The 19,629-nt window shown below is 45.2% G+C and carries 16 protein-coding genes; 6 read left to right on the top strand and 10 right to left on the bottom strand.

Annotated features, from left to right (window positions below):
- Nucleotides 1–39: 39 nt before the first annotated feature.
- Nucleotides 40–246, bottom strand: a complete 207-nt coding sequence (locus tag OW491_RS16970) for a hypothetical protein (protein WP_215152272.1) — start codon at nucleotides 244–246, stop codon at nucleotides 40–42.
- A 150-nt stretch (nucleotides 247–396) separates the two neighbouring features.
- On the opposite strand from OW491_RS16970, the gene ptsP reads away from it, so the two are divergent.
- Together ptsP and OW491_RS16960 are read left to right on the top strand one after the other, a co-directional pair.
- On the top strand, nucleotides 397–2,646 hold the full coding sequence (ptsP, locus tag OW491_RS16965) for a phosphoenolpyruvate--protein phosphotransferase (RefSeq protein WP_290037071.1): 2,250 nt from the start codon (nucleotides 397–399) through the stop codon (nucleotides 2,644–2,646).
- A gap of 176 nt (nucleotides 2,647–2,822) precedes the next feature.
- Complete coding sequence (locus tag OW491_RS16960) at nucleotides 2,823–3,629, top strand: response regulator (protein WP_290037070.1); 807 nt, start codon at nucleotides 2,823–2,825, stop codon at nucleotides 3,627–3,629.
- Between the two features lie 106 nt (nucleotides 3,630–3,735).
- Here the strand turns inward: OW491_RS16960 and OW491_RS16955 are convergent, their stop codons facing one another.
- The 7 genes from OW491_RS16955 to OW491_RS16925 form a co-directional block, all read right to left on the bottom strand.
- On the bottom strand, nucleotides 3,736–5,529 hold the full coding sequence (locus tag OW491_RS16955; protein WP_290037069.1) for a methyl-accepting chemotaxis protein: 1,794 nt from the start codon (nucleotides 5,527–5,529) through the stop codon (nucleotides 3,736–3,738).
- Between the two features lie 222 nt (nucleotides 5,530–5,751).
- Nucleotides 5,752–6,489 carry a SprT family zinc-dependent metalloprotease gene (locus tag OW491_RS16950; protein WP_290037068.1) on the bottom strand — a complete coding sequence of 246 codons (738 nt, stop codon included), beginning with the start codon at nucleotides 6,487–6,489 and terminating at the stop codon, nucleotides 5,752–5,754.
- A 71-nt stretch (nucleotides 6,490–6,560) separates the two neighbouring features.
- Nucleotides 6,561–8,594, bottom strand: a complete 2,034-nt coding sequence (locus OW491_RS16945) for a transglutaminaseTgpA domain-containing protein (RefSeq protein WP_290037067.1) — start codon at nucleotides 8,592–8,594, stop codon at nucleotides 6,561–6,563.
- Nucleotides 8,594–9,529: a DUF58 domain-containing protein gene (locus tag OW491_RS16940; RefSeq protein ID WP_083609996.1), complete on the bottom strand. Its 936-nt coding sequence runs from the start codon at nucleotides 9,527–9,529 to the stop codon at nucleotides 8,594–8,596. The genes OW491_RS16945 and OW491_RS16940 overlap by 1 nt, the downstream gene beginning before the upstream one ends.
- Nucleotides 9,530–9,540: 11 nt before the next feature.
- Nucleotides 9,541–10,455: a MoxR family ATPase gene (locus tag OW491_RS16935; RefSeq protein ID WP_178969038.1), complete on the bottom strand. Its 915-nt coding sequence runs from the start codon at nucleotides 10,453–10,455 to the stop codon at nucleotides 9,541–9,543.
- A 134-nt stretch (nucleotides 10,456–10,589) separates the two neighbouring features.
- On the bottom strand, nucleotides 10,590–11,072 hold the full coding sequence (slyD, locus tag OW491_RS16930) for a peptidylprolyl isomerase (protein WP_075172680.1): 483 nt from the start codon (nucleotides 11,070–11,072) through the stop codon (nucleotides 10,590–10,592).
- Nucleotides 11,073–11,206: 134 nt separating this feature from the next.
- Nucleotides 11,207–12,181 carry a hypothetical protein gene (locus tag OW491_RS16925; protein ID WP_290037065.1) on the bottom strand — a complete coding sequence of 325 codons (975 nt, stop codon included), beginning with the start codon at nucleotides 12,179–12,181 and terminating at the stop codon, nucleotides 11,207–11,209.
- Between the two features lie 205 nt (nucleotides 12,182–12,386).
- Here OW491_RS16925 and OW491_RS16920 point away from each other — a divergent pair, with 205 nt between their 5' ends.
- Nucleotides 12,387–12,605: a hypothetical protein gene (locus tag OW491_RS16920; protein ID WP_075172682.1), complete on the top strand. Its 219-nt coding sequence runs from the start codon at nucleotides 12,387–12,389 to the stop codon at nucleotides 12,603–12,605.
- A 116-nt stretch (nucleotides 12,606–12,721) separates the two neighbouring features.
- Here OW491_RS16920 and OW491_RS16915 read toward each other — a convergent pair whose 3' ends face one another.
- Nucleotides 12,722–14,011: a M18 family aminopeptidase gene (locus tag OW491_RS16915; RefSeq protein WP_215152281.1), complete on the bottom strand. Its 1,290-nt coding sequence runs from the start codon at nucleotides 14,009–14,011 to the stop codon at nucleotides 12,722–12,724.
- A gap of 4 nt (nucleotides 14,012–14,015) precedes the next feature.
- The gene (locus tag OW491_RS16910) at nucleotides 14,016–14,570 is read right to left on the bottom strand and encodes an FKBP-type peptidyl-prolyl cis-trans isomerase (RefSeq protein WP_290037061.1); all 555 of its coding nucleotides are present in this window, start codon (nucleotides 14,568–14,570) and stop codon (nucleotides 14,016–14,018) included.
- A gap of 166 nt (nucleotides 14,571–14,736) precedes the next feature.
- Between OW491_RS16910 and OW491_RS16905 the strand changes: the two genes are divergently transcribed.
- The 3 genes from OW491_RS16905 (at nucleotide 14,737) to rpsA (ending at nucleotide 19,548) form a co-directional block, all read left to right on the top strand.
- Nucleotides 14,737–16,812: a carboxy terminal-processing peptidase gene (locus tag OW491_RS16905; RefSeq protein ID WP_290037060.1), complete on the top strand. Its 2,076-nt coding sequence runs from the start codon at nucleotides 14,737–14,739 to the stop codon at nucleotides 16,810–16,812.
- A 26-nt stretch (nucleotides 16,813–16,838) separates the two neighbouring features.
- Complete coding sequence (locus tag OW491_RS16900; RefSeq protein ID WP_075172686.1) at nucleotides 16,839–17,657, top strand: hypothetical protein; 819 nt, start codon at nucleotides 16,839–16,841, stop codon at nucleotides 17,655–17,657.
- Nucleotides 17,658–17,865: 208 nt separating this feature from the next.
- Entirely contained in the window at nucleotides 17,866–19,548 is a 1,683-nt protein-coding gene (gene rpsA / locus OW491_RS16895; protein WP_075172687.1) for a 30S ribosomal protein S1, read from the top strand.
- The last annotated feature ends 81 nt before the right edge of the window (nucleotides 19,549–19,629 follow it).

The raw sequence follows: 19,629 nt of genomic DNA, 5'->3' as shown, positions 1-19,629 counted from the left end.
CTAACAATACAAGTTAAGGTGGTATGTAACAGCGTGATGCTAGGACGGCGGACTATCCTCGCTCGATGTGGAAGTCTCTACAAAGTGATAGCCTTCTTCTTGTGACCAAAAGTCTTTGCCCTGCTCAACACGAATAACGCCCGCAAAACGATCTTGTAAATAAACGACCGCATCTTCTAATGTATCTATATCGCAAAGCATTACACCGCCGCGGTCGTTTTCTGTCGTAAATAAATAACTTTTCATGTCCGCGTTAACCTTTTATAACTCAAGAAATACAACCGAATTCTGCAACTTATTTTACTGAAACTTGCTACTTTCAGCCATTGGTAAATCCTTGTTTTGTGTGCGAATATGAGACTTACGTGAACGATTCTTCTTAGCAGGCCACCGCCCATGCAGCATTCGCTAACCACCTTAACGACTCTGGTCCAAGAAATCTCTGGGGCTGAAAACGCCATGAGCGCCATGCAAGTTATTGTCGCGCGCCTAAGCCACATCATGGAAGTACCGGTGTGCAGCTTGTACCTTAAGTCGCCTACACGCTCTAAGCTAATATTAGCGGCAACCCAGGGCCTTGCCGAATCTTCCATCGGAAAAATCAAACTGAGTATAGACGAAGGCTTAGTTGGCACCATCGCCGCTACGAAGCATACGTTAAACTTAGCGAATGCTCCCGCGCATGAAAAGTATGCGTTTTTCCCACAAGCACAAGAAACCCCGTACCGCCAATTTATGGGGGTTCCGCTCATCCACCTACGCCAGCTCATTGGTGTACTTGTAGTTCAAGGCACAGCTAAGAAGCCTTTTTCACAAGAAGCTGAAGCATTTTTAGTGACTATCGCCTCTCAGCTAGCTGGCACCTTATACAATATTCAGAAATCCGGCGAGTGGATCACTACACGTAAGCCCAAAAGGCTTTTCAAACGCTACTCAGGTATTGCAGGCTCTGCTGGGATTGGCATAGGTGAGTTAACACCGCTGCATACGCATATCGACCTTAAACAAGCGCCCGAAATGCAAGGGGCGGGCATTTTAAAAGAACGTAAACAATTCGACAGCGCACTAGACTCTGTTCGGGATGATCTTGACTTAGGCGCTAACCGAATTGAGAAAGAGCTGCCTGAAGATATCCTATCGCTCTTTGGCGTTTATCGAATGATGCTCGAAAGCCCTGAGTTACTTGATAGTACACGGGATTTAATTGCTCAAGGCTGCAGTGCTCAGTGGGCCGTTCGAGAAACAGCTCTCAAGTTAGCGAGCTCTTTTGAGCAAGCTGACGACCCATATTTGAAGGCTCGCGGGGAAGATGTGCGTAACATCGCTATTAAACTCATGACCCAAATGGCCCGCAAAGAACAAACCGAATCCCCCGACAAAACAACGCCTGTTATTTTGGCGGGTGAGCTCATTAGTATTGCCGATTTATCAGCGTATCCATCGGATCAAATCCAAGGGATTATATGCCGGTCAGGCTCAGCTTTATCGCATACGTCAATCGTTGCAAACGCGCTAGGTATTCCTGCCATAATGGGCGTGTCTGACCTAGATATAAAACGCTACAAGGGTAAACAAATCGTCATCGACGCAGGCCGCGGTGAGATTATTATTGCACCGCCTGAAGAGATGGTCGCTGAATACCAGCGAATCAAAGATACAGAGCAGCAATTCAACCAATCGCTGGCTGGTCTAAAAGACTTACCTGCCGTCACGACTGACGATTTCCACGTCAGCTTATTCACCAATACCGGTTTATTGGCTGACGTCTCGCCAGGATTGCGTAATGGTGCCGAAGGTATTGGGCTTTACCGCTCTGAGATCCCTTTTATGATCCACGATAATTTCCCAACAGAAGAGGAACAATACCTCGTCTATAAAGAAGTTATCGATGCCTACAGCCCTCGTCCAGTATCAATGCGAACGCTTGATATTGGTGGTGACAAACAGCTGCCTTACTTTGATTTCAAAGAAGAAAACCCTTATTTAGGGTGGCGCGGTATCCGCTTCACACTCGACAACACCACACTACAAGTCACTCAATTGAGGGCTATGGTCAGGGCTGCGCATGGGCGCGAGAACTTAAAAATCTTGATCCCGATGGTTAGCCGGATAGATGAAGTCAAAACGATTAAGGAGCTGCTTAATCAGGTCATCTCTGAACTCGTTGCCGAAGGTAAACAAGCCATCATGCCCAAGCTAGGCATTATGATTGAAGTGCCATCAGTTCTCTTGCTCTTAGATAAAATAGCACCCTATATCGACTTCGTTTCTATCGGTTCTAACGATTTAACTCAATACTTGTTAGCCGTCGATCGTAACAATCCCAAAGTATCGCGGCTGTTTGACAACCTCAACCCTGCGGTCTTAAGTGCTTTGTACTTCATTCGTAAAAAGTGTGCAGCCTTACAGCTGCCGGTTTCATTATGTGGTGAAATGGCGGCAGATCCTGCGTCTGTACTTTTATTAGTCGCTATGGGGTTTGATCGCTTGAGCTTAAGCGCACATCGAATCCCTAAAATTAAGTGGCTTATCCGCAATATTAGCCGCGCCGACGCTAAAAAACTGCTCGCTAAAGTAGAGTCTGCTGAAGATGAGAGCGAAATACGTAAAGTGCTCAACAAGAAACTGAAAGAGCTAGGCCTGTAAACAATTAATTTTGATAGCTTTTATAATCGTCTCAAGAAATCAACAACTTGGACGATATATAAATCTATTAGCTCGTTTTCATTAAAACTGTTAAAACATCGACATTCACAGCAGAATTTCGAATCGGTGTTAAACTGATTAAGCAAGACAGCAACATCTAATATTAGAGACCGATTATGAATTACGACGATCTTTTTGTACTGGTCATCGAACCATCAAAAGTACAAAGGACCATTATTGTTAATCATCTTAAAAGTTTTGGTATTCATAAAATCGATGAATACGATGGTGCTGCACAAGCATTAGAGGGCATGCAGACTCAACTACCTGACTTGGTAGTTTCATCTATGCACCTCCCTGATATGACTGGAACTGATGTTGTGACACTGATGCGCAAAGATGAGCAATTGGCGCACATAACTTTTTTATTAATCTCGTCTGAAACGCATTACCGATACTTAGAGCCAATACGTCAATCTGGGGCTATTGCAATCTTACCTAAACCCTTTAGCCGTAAAGACCTGCTGTCTGCACTACAAAGCACACTGCTCTACCTATCGGATCAAGACACAGAAGCCAGCTATACCGAAGAAGAGTTTGAGGAACTACGTATTCTAGTCGTAGATGACAGCAAACTCTCACGCAACTATGTATGTAAAATTTTGCGTAATATAGGTGTAGAAACTATCTTAGAAGCCAACGATGGCAATGAGGCGATTTCTCAAGTCGAAAACCAAGCATTTGACCTCATAATCACCGACTACAACATGCCTAATTTAGATGGCCGAGAAATGGTCGAAAAAATCAGACAAAATAGTGACCAAGCAAGTGTCCCTATTATTATGATCACATCCGAGCAAAACCCAGAGCAGCTAACCGCTATTCAAAAATCCGGAGTATCCGCTTTGTGTTCAAAGCCTCTTTCCTATGAGATGGCCAAACGCATTATTGAGCGGCTTGTGCTAGATAAAAGCGATTATTAACGCCCTTTTATTCAATTAAATACAAAAAAGCCGACTCGTTTAAGAGCCGGCTTTTTTGTATTTAATTAGCATTGTTCGCCTGCTAAATGCCTACAACAATAGCTTATCACTCACTTAAAAGGGCATCCGGATTAAAGCCCATGATCAATGCACCCCAATGCTGCCCATTCACATATAAAGGAATAGAAAGGTCATTAAGCACTTCACCCGTATCTCGTATAAACGTCTGCAGCAAAAACGGACTAGTGTGGGAGGCCCTGCGCTGCTCAGCTCTGTTGCCATCAAATTTACGGCGATGACGACTTTTCAAGTTATCCACCTCAAAATTGCCGGTCATTGCGTTGGATACTTTTGTGTGATGCGCTGCTGCATAGCCATTTCTATCTACGGCTATGGCATAAATAAACTCTGACCGCTCAGCGATAAAGCTATCAAACAGAGGACGCATCACCCCTTCGTAAGCCGACGCATAAGAAACATCAAACTTCTCGGGCAATTGCTGCGGGTTGAGTCGTTTGTAATTCATATCAAATATATTCTGCCCAGAATCGGCTAGCTGCTGCAGTGCCTGTTGTGTTTTCTGTGCCCAGCCCCGTCCTGCCTGAATCATACTTTCAAAACCGCCATAACCGATAATAAAGCGAGAAAGCAGCTCTTGCGTTTCCTCAGTAGCCACTTCAAGATCAGATGAGTGCTTCTGTGACTCCCTCATTTCATTATCAATATCACGAGCGATAGAGGTGATTTCAGTTACATGGCCATGTGATTGTTTATTACTATAAGAAAGCTCATCAATGGCCGCACTGATACCTGACAACTCGCCATTAACCGCCTCAAAGTCTTTAACCAAACTCATAAACTGTGAGTTTGTATTCTCAATAAAGCCCTCTGTGTTATGCACATACTCCCGGATATTATCAGCACGAGAGCGCGTGTATTCCATGAGGCTCCCCATTTGGCTGATGTTCTTATCTATTTCACTGGTCGCGACGCTCACTTTTTGTGACAGCGTACGAACTTCATCGGCCACCACTGCAAACCCTCGCCCTGCATCACCGGCTCTTGCCGCCTCAATGGACGCGTTCAGGGCTAACAAGTTTGTCTGGTCAGAGAAGTCTTGAACCATAGATAAAATTTTAGTGATGTTGTCCGAGTTATCATTCAACTGCTGAACCGTATCTTGGAAATTAGTTACCAGTTCGCTTATTGACCTAACTTGATCCTGAACTTTCATTAACTCATCACTAGAACGGCGTACGTCAGTCATGTTTGAACTATTCTGCTCACTGATACGCATCGTTGTGGCGGCCACTTCCTGTACAGCCTGAGAGGCTTCCTGGCTTGACTGGAAGACAAGCTGGGCCCGCTCTTCTTGCTTGGTGACCGATTGGCTGGCCTGGGAAAGTACCTTCTGCATTTTGGTGGCACACAAAGCAACGCTCACCGTTCGACGTCGAGATTCCGAAATCATTTTTTTAAGGCGCGAAGAAAATTCATTATAGTTACGGGCCATGTCACGAATTTCATCGTAGGTAAACTCGGGCAACGTAACGGAAATGTCCCCATCGTTGTCTTTAATTTGCTTTAATACGCCAGTTATTGCTTTGATTGGCCTTAAAAATAAATGCCGCATAAAAAAGATAGTGAACAAAGCGGCTGCTGCCGCAAACCCAATCGTCACCAGACCCCATATCATGAAGCTGTCGATTTGCTCAACTAAACTCATACGTAATGGATTAGCTAACTCAGCGCTAACCAATAAAGACTTCATTTCATTTACATAATGCCAACCGATCAGCAACATGACGAAATGAGGAGATAATAAAAAAATAACATTTCCGACTATTTTCTTAGTTAACGAGTTAAAAAACGTGCGCTCAACCGATGCGTATAAACTCATAATAAATCCTGAAAGTTGTGATGGGTATCTAGCTACTTCAGTAAAGCCGAGGAAAGGACGTTATCAATGTAGCCGTTATTTTTATGGTTACTTGTTCCATCGGCTTAACATTGAAAAAGTGTAGTTTAAAAGGCGCCTTTTTCTAGGCGTCACGGCAAAACAAGACCAAAGCACTAACTGGTATGACCTAAATCAAATATTTGGGGGCATCAATATTGAAAATCACCAAAGCAACCAAGATGATCGATCTTGAAAAAACTGCTTCCACTGACGGTATTCGGGACAGAACTTTTCCACATTTTCCCAAAATGCTAGAGAATGGTTAAACTCAACTAGGTGAGCAAGTTCATGAATAATGACGTAATCAATCGCCTCTTCCGGGGCCATAATGAGCCGCCAATTTAAAGCTATTTCCCCTTTCGATGAACAGCGCCCCCACATACGTTTGAAATTGGCTGTTTTTACGCAATGGGGAGTAAGCTGCATCTGCCCTGCCCAAAAATGAGTACGCTGTTGAAAAAACAGCTCGGCTTGCTCATGCAACCATGCCTTCAAGATCAAAACAGCCGCCTCTTCAGGGGCTTTTTTTACCCGCGTGCTAATCAATGCATCAACCCCCTCTTCGGTTAGCTCAACATATGACTTAGCCACCGTCGCAACCGAGAAACTGAAGTGTAAAGACTGGCCTCTTAACAGCACGCGGCTTTGTTCAACAGGGTCAGGCAAATGAATCCTCATTTGCTCACACTGACTGGTTAAGTGCTTTTCTATCCATTCAATTCGCGATTGGATAAAGCTTAGCACCCATGCTCTGGATGTTCTTAGCGGAACACGCACTAGCAACTCACCGTGGCGAATTTCCAACGCTGCTGTTTTTCGTCGGCTGAATCGCACATCAGGCTCGTATGGTTCACCATTAACCATAATTGTGATGGGCTGTTTAAGCACGCGTGCGTTCATATAAAATATGGTACGTCCTTGAGTGTGTGATTCAAACACATGATGAATAAAGATGATGCAGTTAACTGTTGCTACCGTTTAGCAGACAAACGCTTTACACCACGGTAAAAGTGTCGATAGGCAAAAGTATACGTTTTTTGCAGGGGTGACGCCGTTTTACCCTGAGGCAAATATTCTAAGCGCTCGTAAGCAGTTAACCAAGCTGGCGCAACAGCTGCCAACTCGGGGTAATAAGCCACAACCCGCTCTAAATAACGGCGCAATGTTTCCTCTTTTTTGCGCCGTAAGCGTCCGTCCTTTTGCTCTAGAAGACGTGACACCTTTTCAATATCGCGACTCCTAGCGTTTAGGTAGTGGTCTTTTTTACGTAATAACCACCATAGCGTTACCGCAAGAAACACACTAACAGGCAGGACAACCAAGGCGATTAACGCAAGACGATTTTTACCGCTCAGCCAATCACTCAACAGTAATTGTTGTGTTTCATGATACCCCAAAATCCACCTGTGCCAACGATAGTTAACCGCATCATAGCGTAATCGCAAATCACCTACCCACGACCAACGCTTTTCCCAACGAATGAGAGATGCAGCAGAGTCAGCCGCAAAATTTGTATCGTCGCCAAAAAGTTGGTCGAAAGATTGCTCAATACGCTCAGGAGCAACAAAGGCTGTCGGATCTAATCGAATCCACCCTTCTCCCTGCTGCCAATACTCGACCCACACATGCGCCTCAAATTGGCGAACCAACATATATGACTCGTAGGCATTCCACTCACCACCTTGGTATCCCCCAACCAATCGCGCTGGAATACCCGCTAGGCGCAACATATAAGCGGTGGCCGATGCGAAATGCTCACAAAAACCAGCTTGTGTATCGAACAGAAAAGCATCTTGCTGATCGGCGACTAATACAGGTGGCGATAGGGTGTAACGAAACGAACGATTAAATAAATTGTAAATCTGCTCAATAATTTCGGAATGACTCAAACGCTGTTCCCGCCACTGAGCCACCAATGCACGCGTCTTAGGATTCCCACCATTGGGCACCGCGGTATAACGTTCAGCCCATTTGAGCTCTGTTTGAAAGAAACGGTCACTTACTACACTACTTGCCTGATACGTAAAGCGGTTGTCCAAGGGTTTAATTGCGCGTGTGGTTTTATTGCTAGCCAACTGTATTTGCTCACCACTCACCTGTGTGGGGTAGTCCAATAAAAATAACCATGGGTTAGCTGATGGCTCCGCTATCACTTGGTACTGATAGCGATTTTCTGACCTAGTTCCACTGGGCGCAACGGTGGCTTCACGTCGTAAAAAATCATCCATAAACCACTGTTCACCGTCAAAGCGGCTCAACGTCATGGCCCGCCAATAACGATCTTGACGCGGCGGGGGCTGGTCTCCTTCAAAAGACACTCGAAAGGCGACAGCGTCTGAGCGGGTTAAACGACCCACTTGACCGGGCGATATACTCTCCGAGAGCCCAGTTTTAGCAGCACCATTTTTATATTCCACGCTCCACAAAGGACCTATCCGGGGAAACACAACGAAGAGAACAATCATCATCGGAAGTGATTGGACCAATAACGCGCTACTGCGTCTTAGCGGCTTAACAAAAGCGGCATTAAAGGGCTGTTTATTGTATTCGCCAAACGAGTGCATCGAAACCAACGCACAAAAGATGACCACTATAGATATCAAACCCAATAAAGCCGATAACATGGTTTGGTTAAACAAAAAACTCACGGCGGTAGCAAAGCAACTAGCGAGCACTAGTACCCAACCATCGCGCCTAGTTCTAGTTTCCAAAAGTTTTAACATAGAGCCTGTCACCAGCAAGGTGGACAAGCCGGCAAGCCCATCGGCAGAAATAGCTGAGGCAAGCGTGGCGATTACCACAATAGCCATCACAAGATGCTTCATCAGTGCAGAGATCGGCTTCACTTTTTGCTGTAGCACTAACCAAGACCAAGCCAGCGTCATAACCGAAAAAATAATTGACCAAAGTGGCAACTGGGGCGCATGCGCAATACTCATCACTGCCACCATAATGACCAGCCAGCAACCGGCATAAAAAGGCAAAGGAACCAAAGTCTTTTTCATTACTGTTCCTTCCCTTCATACAGAGCCAAGCACGTTAGTACTGCATGCATATGCTCGTCACCCTGGTTTATTTCCACGCGCGCGCCAGGTATTTGCAAACCAAAAGATAGGTTTTGACGGCTAAGCTCAACGGCCCAATATGCCAGACGGGACAAGCGAGCTTCCCTTGTCAGCTCGGGCCACAAGGCCCAATGTAACCAGATATTATCTTGTGATTCTCGCTCAAAGTTTAATGAATGTAAGCCCTGCCCTTTGGCGTAAACTTTCCAAGCAATACGGCTAATCGACTCACCCGTTTCATAACTTTTTAGCGCGTCTAGGTTCTCATCGGAGCGCCCACTACCCGTATCATCGAGGATTCCCGATGTCAGAGATTGAATGTCGCCGCCTTGAATTGGCCTAGGGTAAACTAATATTTTCTGATCGATACGAACACGGCTCCATGACTTTAAAAGACCAAATGGATAAACCGTGGATATCACTAAAAGCCCCGGTTCCAACCAGCCTCGCCAACGAGTTGAGCGAGATATAACAACGGTTACGGGGTTGCTCACAGGGACATCAGTCGTTTGAAATGCTTCGCGCAAAAATCCAATCGATAATTGCTGCTGGTCTCGAACCGATGCTAAGACAACGGATACATGAGCATTTTGTCCTGCGAATACAGGCATGACAGCACCTGTATTAATGTGTAAGCCCGATAAGTTTGAAAAAGTATGCAATATCGCTGTAATCAGCATTGAAACCATCAAAAAGCAGACAGCATAAGCGAGGTTATTCTGATAATTGATACCTAACAATAAAACCGCACAAGCAACGATTAAATATCCAATGCCCGCTTTTGTGGGCAAGATATAGATGCGATTCTGTGTAAGTTTAATATTGTTGCTGGCAGGGAATCGTTGATCCAACCATTGTTGTAAATGCTTTTTCAAAAAACGACCCTTTACTGAAGAACATCGACTTGAGACAAAAGCTCTGTAGCTGGATCTTTACCGGTACCTAACTCAGTGCGAACCAGCAGACGGTGAGAAACAACACTCGGAAATACGGCTTGTATATCATCAGGTAGCAAATAGTCACGACCACTCAAAAATGCCCATGCTTTAGCCGATTGGATTACTGCCAATGCTCCTCGTGGAGATAAGCCTAAACTGATGAAATCTGATTGACGAGAGGCTTCAGCCAACCGTTGTACATAATTTACCACCGCATCGGATAACGATACCTGATCGCACGCCTGCTGCAATGCTAACAAGTCCTCCGCCAACAAACAGGCAGGTAAAGCAGCAATGTCATGCCGAGTATCGCCGTGCATTAATAAACGGCGCTCCGTCTCTGCGTCGGGGTACCCCATAGAAAGCCTCATTAAAAAGCGGTCTAACTGTGATTCAGGCAAGGGGTAAGTGCCTAATTGGGTGATTGGGTTTTGTGTGGCGATCACAAAAAAAGGCGACGGTAGTTCGCGGGTAGTTCCATCGAGAGAGACTTGGCGCTCTTCCATTGCCTCTAACAACGCACTCTGTGTTTTTGCTGTAGCGCGATTCACCTCATCAGCCAACAACAATTGCGTGAAAACCGGGCCTGCGTGAAACCGAAAAGTACCTGCGCTAGGCTCAAACACCATACTCCCCAACACATCTGCAGGCAGTAAGTCACTTGTAAACTGCACACGACGGTAGTCCAACCCAAAAACATGCGCAAGAGTATGCGCTAAAGTCGTTTTTCCCATTCCTGGCAGGTCTTCTAACAACAAATGGCCTTTAGCTAACAGGCAAGTTACTGCTAGTTTTACCGTATGTTCTTTACCGTAAATAACTGACGATATAGTTTCAATCGCTTGCATTACGCGATCTTGCATTCCCTACTCCTTACAGATGGACTAAAAGTATAGTTTATACAGCTCAGACATTAAGTATCGGCCAATCACTCAATTTTAAGACAAAAAAAACGCAGCCACTTTTCAGTGCTGCGTTTTTAAAGCTATTGCTTAGCTTAGTGGTGGTGACCACCTTCGCCATGCGCATGGCCATGAGTCATTTCTTCTTCTGTTGCATCGCGAATTTCAACGATTTCAACAGCAAAAGTGAGATCTTGGCCCGCTAATGGATGGTTACCATCCAATGTTACGCCGTCTTCTTCAACCTTTACCACTGTAACTGGCTGCTCGCCCCACGGGGCTTGCGCCATAAACTGCATGCCAACTTGCAAGTCTTCTACGCCTTGAAAGTTTTCATGCGGTACTTTTTGTACCAGCTCTTCACGTAACGGCCCATAACCTTCTTCAGCGGTCACTTGCACATCAAGTTTATCGCCTACTGCTTTACCCACTAATGCGTTCTCTAAACCGGGAACGATGTTGCTAGCTCCATGCAGATAAGCTAATGGAGCCTGACCAACAGATGAGTCAAGTGTCTCGCCTGCGCTGTTAGTCAGAGTGTAATGGATTGAGACAACGGATTTGTCAGCAACCTGCATGAGAATCTCCCATATCAATGTCTATTTGCTTCACTGAAAGGGTCCGAATCAGTTAGCAAACCAACAAAACCCAAAACCTGACAGAACGTGGTCGACATCCTAACCTGCACAGTTCAAAAAAACTACCGGATCGCTTATTTACGTACAAAACTTTGTGTATTTGTATCAAAGCGCCAACAACCTGGTGATTGCAATCTAACACCCCCAACCCATCGGTGAATAGCGTGTTCAACTAGCCAATCCAACTCCCCAGCCAAAACAGCCCTGCCCGCATCAGTAATTGCTAAACGGCGCTCATTAAAGTTATCGGCATGTTGATATAAGCCTGGCAGCTCAAAACGTGCTTGATCATCACAGGTCATGAGTGGCTGCGCGGATTCAGTCATTGCCTGTAGAATTCGCCAAAAACTCGCATCCCCCATAAAAGGAACGGCTTCTTTAAGACGAACGTTGCCAAATAATTCATACGGTGCAGCTGACACACTGCCGGCTAATACAGTTAACGCATGTCGCTCAGTTAACGATATGCCTTGCTGATCAGGATACTCATGTTTAAGCCGTTCAATACCTGCTTTAAGGAACGGAAGCCTAGTGTCAAATGCAGCAATTGACTCTAAGCTACGAGGATTTAAAGCCGTAAAAGCGACCCATGCCTGATAAGCCTGCTGAATATCATCCTGTGTCGCTTGTCGACGATTAGAAAACGCTTCGGTAACTGCTGCTGCGGGTGTATCAGGGCTTAAATGCTGATCAATAAACACGAGTTCGGGCTTTGCTTTATCCGCGCCTTCTGTCGCATACCATGCCAATACCTGCATCATGTGCAGTTGATCGTATAACTCATGGGTTACCCACAGCACAACATCACCGGTGTTTGCTGCACTTAAAAAAACAGCGTCACGGGTCTGAAAGTGAAACTGAGCCTCCATATTCGTTGCCCAACCGCAATCAGCAATAAAACTCGCTCTCACCATCGACATTTCTTCTAATGTCAGGTTGCCAGGTACAGGGCCTTCGTGCAGCACATCCGACCATGCCAATTGCCCGCCCTCAATATCCAGCTCTCGAATACGCTGAGAAGCAAAATCACCATTTGTAATATGTAGCATAGAATTTCCGTTAGTAAATTGATGTAAACGCCGACCGCCAGCCCCTTTTCTTGTCCATCTCAAGAAGATGAGCAATCACACAAGTAGCGAGACATTACAATCAAAAAAATGAATCGCGATCAAAAATAGGAATAAGTCCTATTTTTTCACGTATTAATTTCTACTAATATATTTTTTAGTTTGAAACCAGCAAGGATGCTATCCCATGTCAACTACATGCCCCGAGTGCAATAAATTAATTGATCAACACAATAAGCCTGCACACCAGCAATTAAACCTAATCAGCAAAATTCCGGGCAGTCATCTTTTTAAATGCAAAGCGTGTGACAGCTACCTGCATTTCCACGAAAACATGTGGGAAATGCTTTTAGAAGGCTTTTACAACACTGACAATCAATCTGCTCAGACTCAAAGAGTGGCCTAGCTCACGCTCAATAGATCTAGAGATACCCGTCAGAAGTACATCTCACATTTAATCGACGCACTGTCGCTGTTGTGTAATGGGCTTACTCCTTTGAGGAACATAAGCCCATTCGCTTATTACACGTTTTCTAATTGATAAAATGCTTTAAAGATCTCTATTGTATCCATCACGTCTGCAGTACCCGCCATTTCGCGAATAGAGTGCATGGCAAACTGTGGCACACCAATATCAATCGTTTTAACCCCTATTTCAGCCGAAGTAATTGGCCCTATCGTACTGCCGCATGCCATATCCGAGCGTACAACGAACTCCTGCACATTGGCCCCAACAGCTTGTGCTAACAAACGGAACTGAGAACTGGTCACGTCTGTTGTTGCGTAACGCTGGTTGGCGTTAATCTTAATCACGGGACCTTTGTTCAACAAAGGGCCATGGTTAGCATCATGCTTATCTGCAAAGTTAGGATGGATTCCATGGGCGTTATCAGCGGAAATCATCATAGATCGCGCTAACATCCGGCTCCGGTCTTCACTCTTTACTACTAAACGCTCCAACAGGTGCTCCAACATTGGACCTTGCGCACCAACGGCACTCATACTGCCGACTTCCTCATGATCATTACAGACTAACAACATGCCCTCGTCGCTATTCGCGTTGATAAGCGCTGTTAGCCCCATGTAGCAGCTTAGCAAGTTATCTAAGCGAGCCGACACCAAAAACGCTTCGTCCAAACCAATCAAAGCAGCTGACTGCGTATCATAAAAGCTCAATTCATAGTTTAAGACTTCACTCACTGAATGCCCGCCCTCCTCTAACTGCGTTTTGAGCAGGGCCCTAAAATCGGCTTTCTTATCCGATTGTCCTAGTATAGGTGGCAGGAATGTTTGCGCATTAATGGCACGCCCACTGTTTGCTTCACGGTCCAGATGAATGGCTAAACTTGGAATAATGGCGATGGGTCTCTCAAAATTGATCAGCGCAGCGTCTAGTTCGCCTTCGGTATTTTTAAAGCTCACACGGCCGGCAATAGAAAGATCACGATCAAACCATGGCGCTAATAATACGCCGCCATAAACCTCAACTCCCAATTGAGAATAGCCGTGACGATGCATCTCTGGATTAGGCTTAACCCGCAGACACGGTGAATCAGTATGTGCGCCAACCATACGAAAACCAGAATCCACTAAAGAGCGTGTGGTTGGCATTGTCCAAGCTATAATAGACGAACCATTCCGTTGGGTGTAATAGCGACCGCCTGCTTTAACATTCCATGTATCACGCTCGTTTAAGTACTCAAACCCAGCAGACTCAAGACGTGTACTCATGGCGGCCACTGCATGAAACGGTGTTGGCGATTCATTTAAAAAGCGGATCAAACTCTCTAGCGGTGCATTGGATTGGTTCATCTTACTATCCTTCTATAGAACGGCCGTCGTGTGATTGAATATCGAGTAACTCAACGGTAAAAATCAAAACAGAATTAGCAGGAATATCGGTTGATGGGCTTGTCGCTCCATATGCCAAATCTGCTGGAACATATAACTCCCATTGATCGCCCACATGCATTTTGATTAACGCTTGCTGCCATCCCCTTATCACTTTATTCACGGGAAAAACGGAAGGTTCTCCTCGCCGGGCGGTATCATCAAATACAAAACCATCAATTCGCCGCCCTTGATAATGAACGACAACAGCCTGATCAAACGATGGAGATACGTGACCATCACCCGTTTTCAAAATGCGATACTGCAAACCAGATGGCATTTCGATAATGCCATCTCGTTCCTTGTTTTCTGCTAAAAAAGCATCCCCTTGTTTACGCGTATCATCATTGACCGCTTTATCAACTAAAGACTGTCTAAATGCCTCTCGTTGGCGCTCTTCTTGTGCATCACTGCAGCCCACCAGTAACACGCAAGCGCAGAAAACAGCACCTAAATGCTTAAATACAGTGCGTTTTTTCATCAATTCTAAATCCTAATGGTGATCCTACGTTACAAAACAAACGTAATAAGGTATTGATTTTACATTAACCAAGCCGATAGCTACACTCACAGTGCAGGTTAGAGGGAACAACTAACGCAACTGCCTGTCTTAATTCACATGAAACGGAACCGGAAGTAGAGTTGTTATGAAGATCACATTACGTTCATCGTTAATTGCATTGGCACTAGCGCCAACCTTGGCTTTTGCCAACGTAGAGTTGACGGCTTTACAACCGGAAAAAGTCCACGCCAAAACAATTCAAGAAATTACGGCTCGTCTAACGGCTGGGCATTACAACAAAGTTACCATCGATGATGCCCTCTCTGAAGAAATCCTCTCTAAGTATTTAGATGCACTTGACCCTGCCCGAAGTTACTTTTACCAATCAGATATTGATGAGTTTTCAGCATACAAAGACCAATTAGACGACAGCATCATCAAAGGCGACTTGCATCCTGCGTATATTATCTTCAACCGTATACAACAACGTATTAACGAGCGCCTAGAAAAAGTAATTGCTCGCCTTGAAGACCCAACGCCCTTTAATTTTGAGTTAGATGAATCAATAGACACCGACCGCTCCAATGATCCGTGGATAGCGACAGAGCAAGACATGGATGATTTATGGCGCAAACGCATTAAGAGCGGCCTGCTCAACCTAGTTCTAGCCGACAAAACCGAAGCCCAAGCGCGCGAAACGCTTCTTAAGCGTTACAAGAACCAACAAGCGCGTTTATCCCAAACAAAAAGTGAAGACGTATTTCAGCGCTTTGCCAATATCTTTACAGAACACTTTGATCCGCATACCTCTTACTTTTCGCCACGAGGCAGCGAAAACTTTAAGATTAACATGAGCTTGTCGCTCGAAGGCATTGGCGCCGTGCTTCAAAGTGAAAATGAAAATACCAAAGTGGTTCGTTTAGTGCCTGCTGGGCCTGCTGATAAGAATGGTCAGTTAAAACCAGCCGACGTTATCGTGGGTGTAGGCCAAGGTAAAACAGGAGAGATAGAAGACGTTGTAGGGTGGCGTTTAGACGACGTGGTTGATCTCATTCGTGGTCCAAAAGGATCAACCGTCCGTTTAGAAATCATCCCCTCTGATGGCGAAGACAAAACGATTCGCAAAGTAGTCTCCATCGAGCGCAATACCGTCAAACTAGAAGAACAAGCAGCACAAAAGCGCGTTCTCAACATAGAAGACCCTAAGGGTATTTCTCATAAGGTAGGCATCATCGACATACCTGCCTTCTATATTGATTTCGCTGCCCTCCAAAAAGGCGACCCTCAGTATAAAAGTACTACACGTGACGTAGAGAAACTAATTAACGAGCTCAAAACCGAAAACATTGAAGGACTTGTCATTGACCTTCGAAACAACGGCGGTGGCTCATTGCGTGAAGCCAACGAACTAGTGGGACTCTTTATTGATCGAGGCCCGACAGTACAAATACGGGACCCTAATGGTCGAGTGGATATCATGGGTGATTTCAACCCTAAAGTCGCTTACGACGGCCCGCTCGCGGTAGTTGTTAATCGCCTTAGCGCATCGGCTTCTGAGATATTTGCCGGCGCAATTCAGGATTATGACCGAGGTGTTATTTTGGGCGGCCAAACTTTTGGTAAAGGCACAGTGCAAACTCTACAGCCTCTGGAGCATGGCCAACTTAAGTTAACCCACGCTAAATTTTACCGAATCTCAGGGGAAAGTACCCAAAATAAAGGGGTTATACCCGATATCGAATTCCCGAGTCTCTACGATCCGACTGAAATCGGCGAGAGTGCACTCGACGGCGCTTTACCATGGGACACTGTTAAACAAGCACGCCACGGCATTTATACCGACCTCCCACCGGTAAAAAAAGAGCTTGTAACCTTGCATAACCAGCGTGTGAAAAGCCAACCCGACTTCAACTTTATGCGCGAACAAATCGCTCGCGTTTTAGCGACTAAAGATGATGAGCTTTTACCGCTTAACAAAGAGCAATTAAAAGCAAAACGTGATGCTGCCGAACAATGGCAATTAGATGCAGAAAACCGCCGTCGACTCGCTAAAGGAGAAAAACCTATTAGCAAATTATCCGAAATTGACGATGAACTGCAAAAAGATAAGTCAGGACGACCAATAACGACAGAATCTGAGGCTATACTGGAAGAAAGTGCACGTATTTTATTAGACTTAGCTACTTTAGAGCAGTCGTTTAAAACCGCATCTAACCAGTAATTTCGTTATTGAAGGCAACCGCTATTATGACCGATCAAGAAACTAGCCCAGCTGTAAAATCATCAAAAAAAGGGCTAGTGATCGGCATAATAACCCTTCTAGCTATCGTAATTGCTGCGATAGCCGGTTATTTTGCCTACACCAATATAACTCAACAAACTGCCATCAATGCAAAAGAGCTGGAGCAGTTTGGTTACCAAATGGTTGCCTCTTCACGGAGCTTTGAGTCAACCGGCGAACTCGGCGAGAAACAACTCCCATCGACCTTTGACGAAGGAAAGATACCCCCAACTCAAAAAGTCATACGCGGCTTATTGAACGATAAAGACACTCTCATCCAAAATAATGAAGCACTACAACAAGAGATAGAATCGCTCAAAGCTCGTATTGCGGACTTAGAAGAGTACAAACAACTTAATGAACACTTTGCACCTAATCGCTTAGCGGATGAGCTCAACGAAGTTGAACGTCGCGTTAAAGCTTTTTTAATTCGAAGCTCAGATGCTGAACGCTTTAGCACGCTACAAATAGAAATTATGGCGGCGGCCAGTGCTGCTGAATATAAAGCTTATATTACAAGAAACCGTTTAATGCTTTCAGCCGACCAGAAGCAGCAAGTTATTAGCGATTATCTACCCGCTTATGCTTTTTGTGTAGGCGATGGTGTAGACATAGCGGCTAATTCCCCACAAGAAGAGCGCCTGCTAGCCACTTACTTCCGCACCGATGATGGAAGCATACTCCCCCAAGCCTTAGCGCAAGATCTATCGAGCGTTGTGGCCCCGTGTCAGCTGGCTATTCGCACACGTCTTGACAACAATTCTACCGACACAAGCCAGGGCTAAATTAGCTTTTTGAGGCTATCTGACATAGCACTACTTTATTTCTGTCAATTACTGTACAATACGCACACTAAATTCCAAGGCATCTCATTGTGCACCAGCCTTCACAATGTACTAGCCTTTATAACTGACCCTACAAGCTGGTGTTGTAGGACTGTGCCGGTCAAGCCACTTATTCCTCGGCTAGCTGGCCAAACTATAGGACACTTTCATGAGCGAAAGCTTTGCTGAACTGTTTGAAGAATCCCTTCAGAACGTAGACATGACTCCAGGTACACTTGTAACTGGTGAAGTTATTGATATCGATAGCGACTGGGTTACTGTTAACGCAGGCCTTAAATCTGAAGCGGTTATTCCTCGTTCTCAGTTCTTGAACGATGCCAACGAACTTGAAATCAAGATCGGCGACAGCGTTAAAGTATCTCTTGAAGCCGTTGAAGACGGTTTCGGTGAAACTAAACTATCTCGCGAAAAAGCTAAGCGTGCTGAAGCTTGGGAAATCTTACAAGCTAAGTTCGATGCAGAAGAGACAGTTAACGGTTTCATCAGCGGTAAAGTTAAAGGTGGTTTCACTGTTAGCATCAACAACATTCAAGGCTTCCTACCTGGTTCATTGGTAGATGTTCGCCCAGTACGTGATGTTGACCACCTTGAAGGCAAAGAACTTGAATTCAAACTGATCAAGCTAGACCAGAAGCGTAACAACGTTGTTGTTTCTCGTCGTGCTGTTCTTCAAGAAGCTAACAGCGCTCAGCGCGATGAAATTCTAGCTACGCTAGAAGAAGGCCAAGTAGTTAAAGGTTTCGTTAAGAACCTAACTAACTACGGTGCATTCATCGACCTAGGCGGTGTTGACGGCTTGCTACACATCACTGACATGGCGTGGAAGCGCATCTCTCACCCTAGCGAAATGCTAAACCCAGGTGACGAGATCTCTGTTAAGATCATCAAGTTTGACAAAGAAACTAGCCGTATCTCTCTAGGTCTTAAGCAGTTGTCTGAAGATCCATGGGAAGCTATCAAAAACCGTTACCCAGCAGGCACGAAGTGCAACGCGCGCATCACCAACCTGACTGATTACGGCTGCTTCGCATCAATCGAAGACGGCGTAGAAGGCTTAGTACACGTTTCTGAAATGTCTTGGACTAACAAAAACATCCACCCATCTAAAGTTGTTCAGATCGGTGAAGAAGTTGAAGTTATGATCTTAGACGTTGACGAAGAGCGTCGTCGTATTTCTCTAGGTATTAAACAGTGCACAATCAACCCATGGGTTGCTTTCGCTGAGCAATACGCTACTAACGATAAAGTATCTGGTCAGATCAAAACGATCACTGATTTCGGTATCTTTGTTGGCCTAGAAAACGACCTTGACGGTCTGGTTCACATGTCTGACATTACTTGGGAAGGCGATGCAGAAGCTGCATTACGTCAATTCAAGAAAGGTGACGAAGTTGAAGCGGTTATCCTGTCTATCGACGCAGAAAAAGAGCGTATCTCTTTGGGCGTTAAACAATTAGACAGCGATCCATTTGCTGAATACGCTGCTGCAAACGATAAAAACACTATCGTTAAAGGTACAGTTAAAGCTGTAGACGCTAAAGGCGCTACCATTGAACTGGCTGAAGGCATCGAAGGCTACCTGAAAGTTTCTGAGATCAGCGCTGAGCGCATCGAAGACGCAACTACTGCACTGAAAGAAGGCGAAGAAGTTGAAGCGAAGATCGTTAACATCGATCGTCGTAACCGCGCTATCGCTCTTTCTATCCGTGCTAAAGATCAGGCAGACGAAAAAGCAGCTATCGCCGCTGTTCGTAGCCAAGAAGTTGAAACCGCTGGTCCAACGACTATCGGTGATCTGATCAAAGCTCAAATGGCTAACCAAAACAACTAAGACGTGTTTTGAGTAACCACAAAAAAGGAGCGCTTAGCGCTCCTTTTTTAATGCCCTTTTTTATTTAGTCTCAACACAAAC

Origin of the sequence: Neptunomonas sp. CHC150 (assembly GCF_030397555.1) — a bacterium.
Lineage (GTDB): Bacteria > Pseudomonadota > Gammaproteobacteria > Pseudomonadales > Balneatricaceae > Neptunomonas > Neptunomonas phycophila.
The sequence above is the reverse complement of the archived record's forward strand: the minus strand, read 5'-3'. Positions and strand labels throughout refer to the sequence as shown.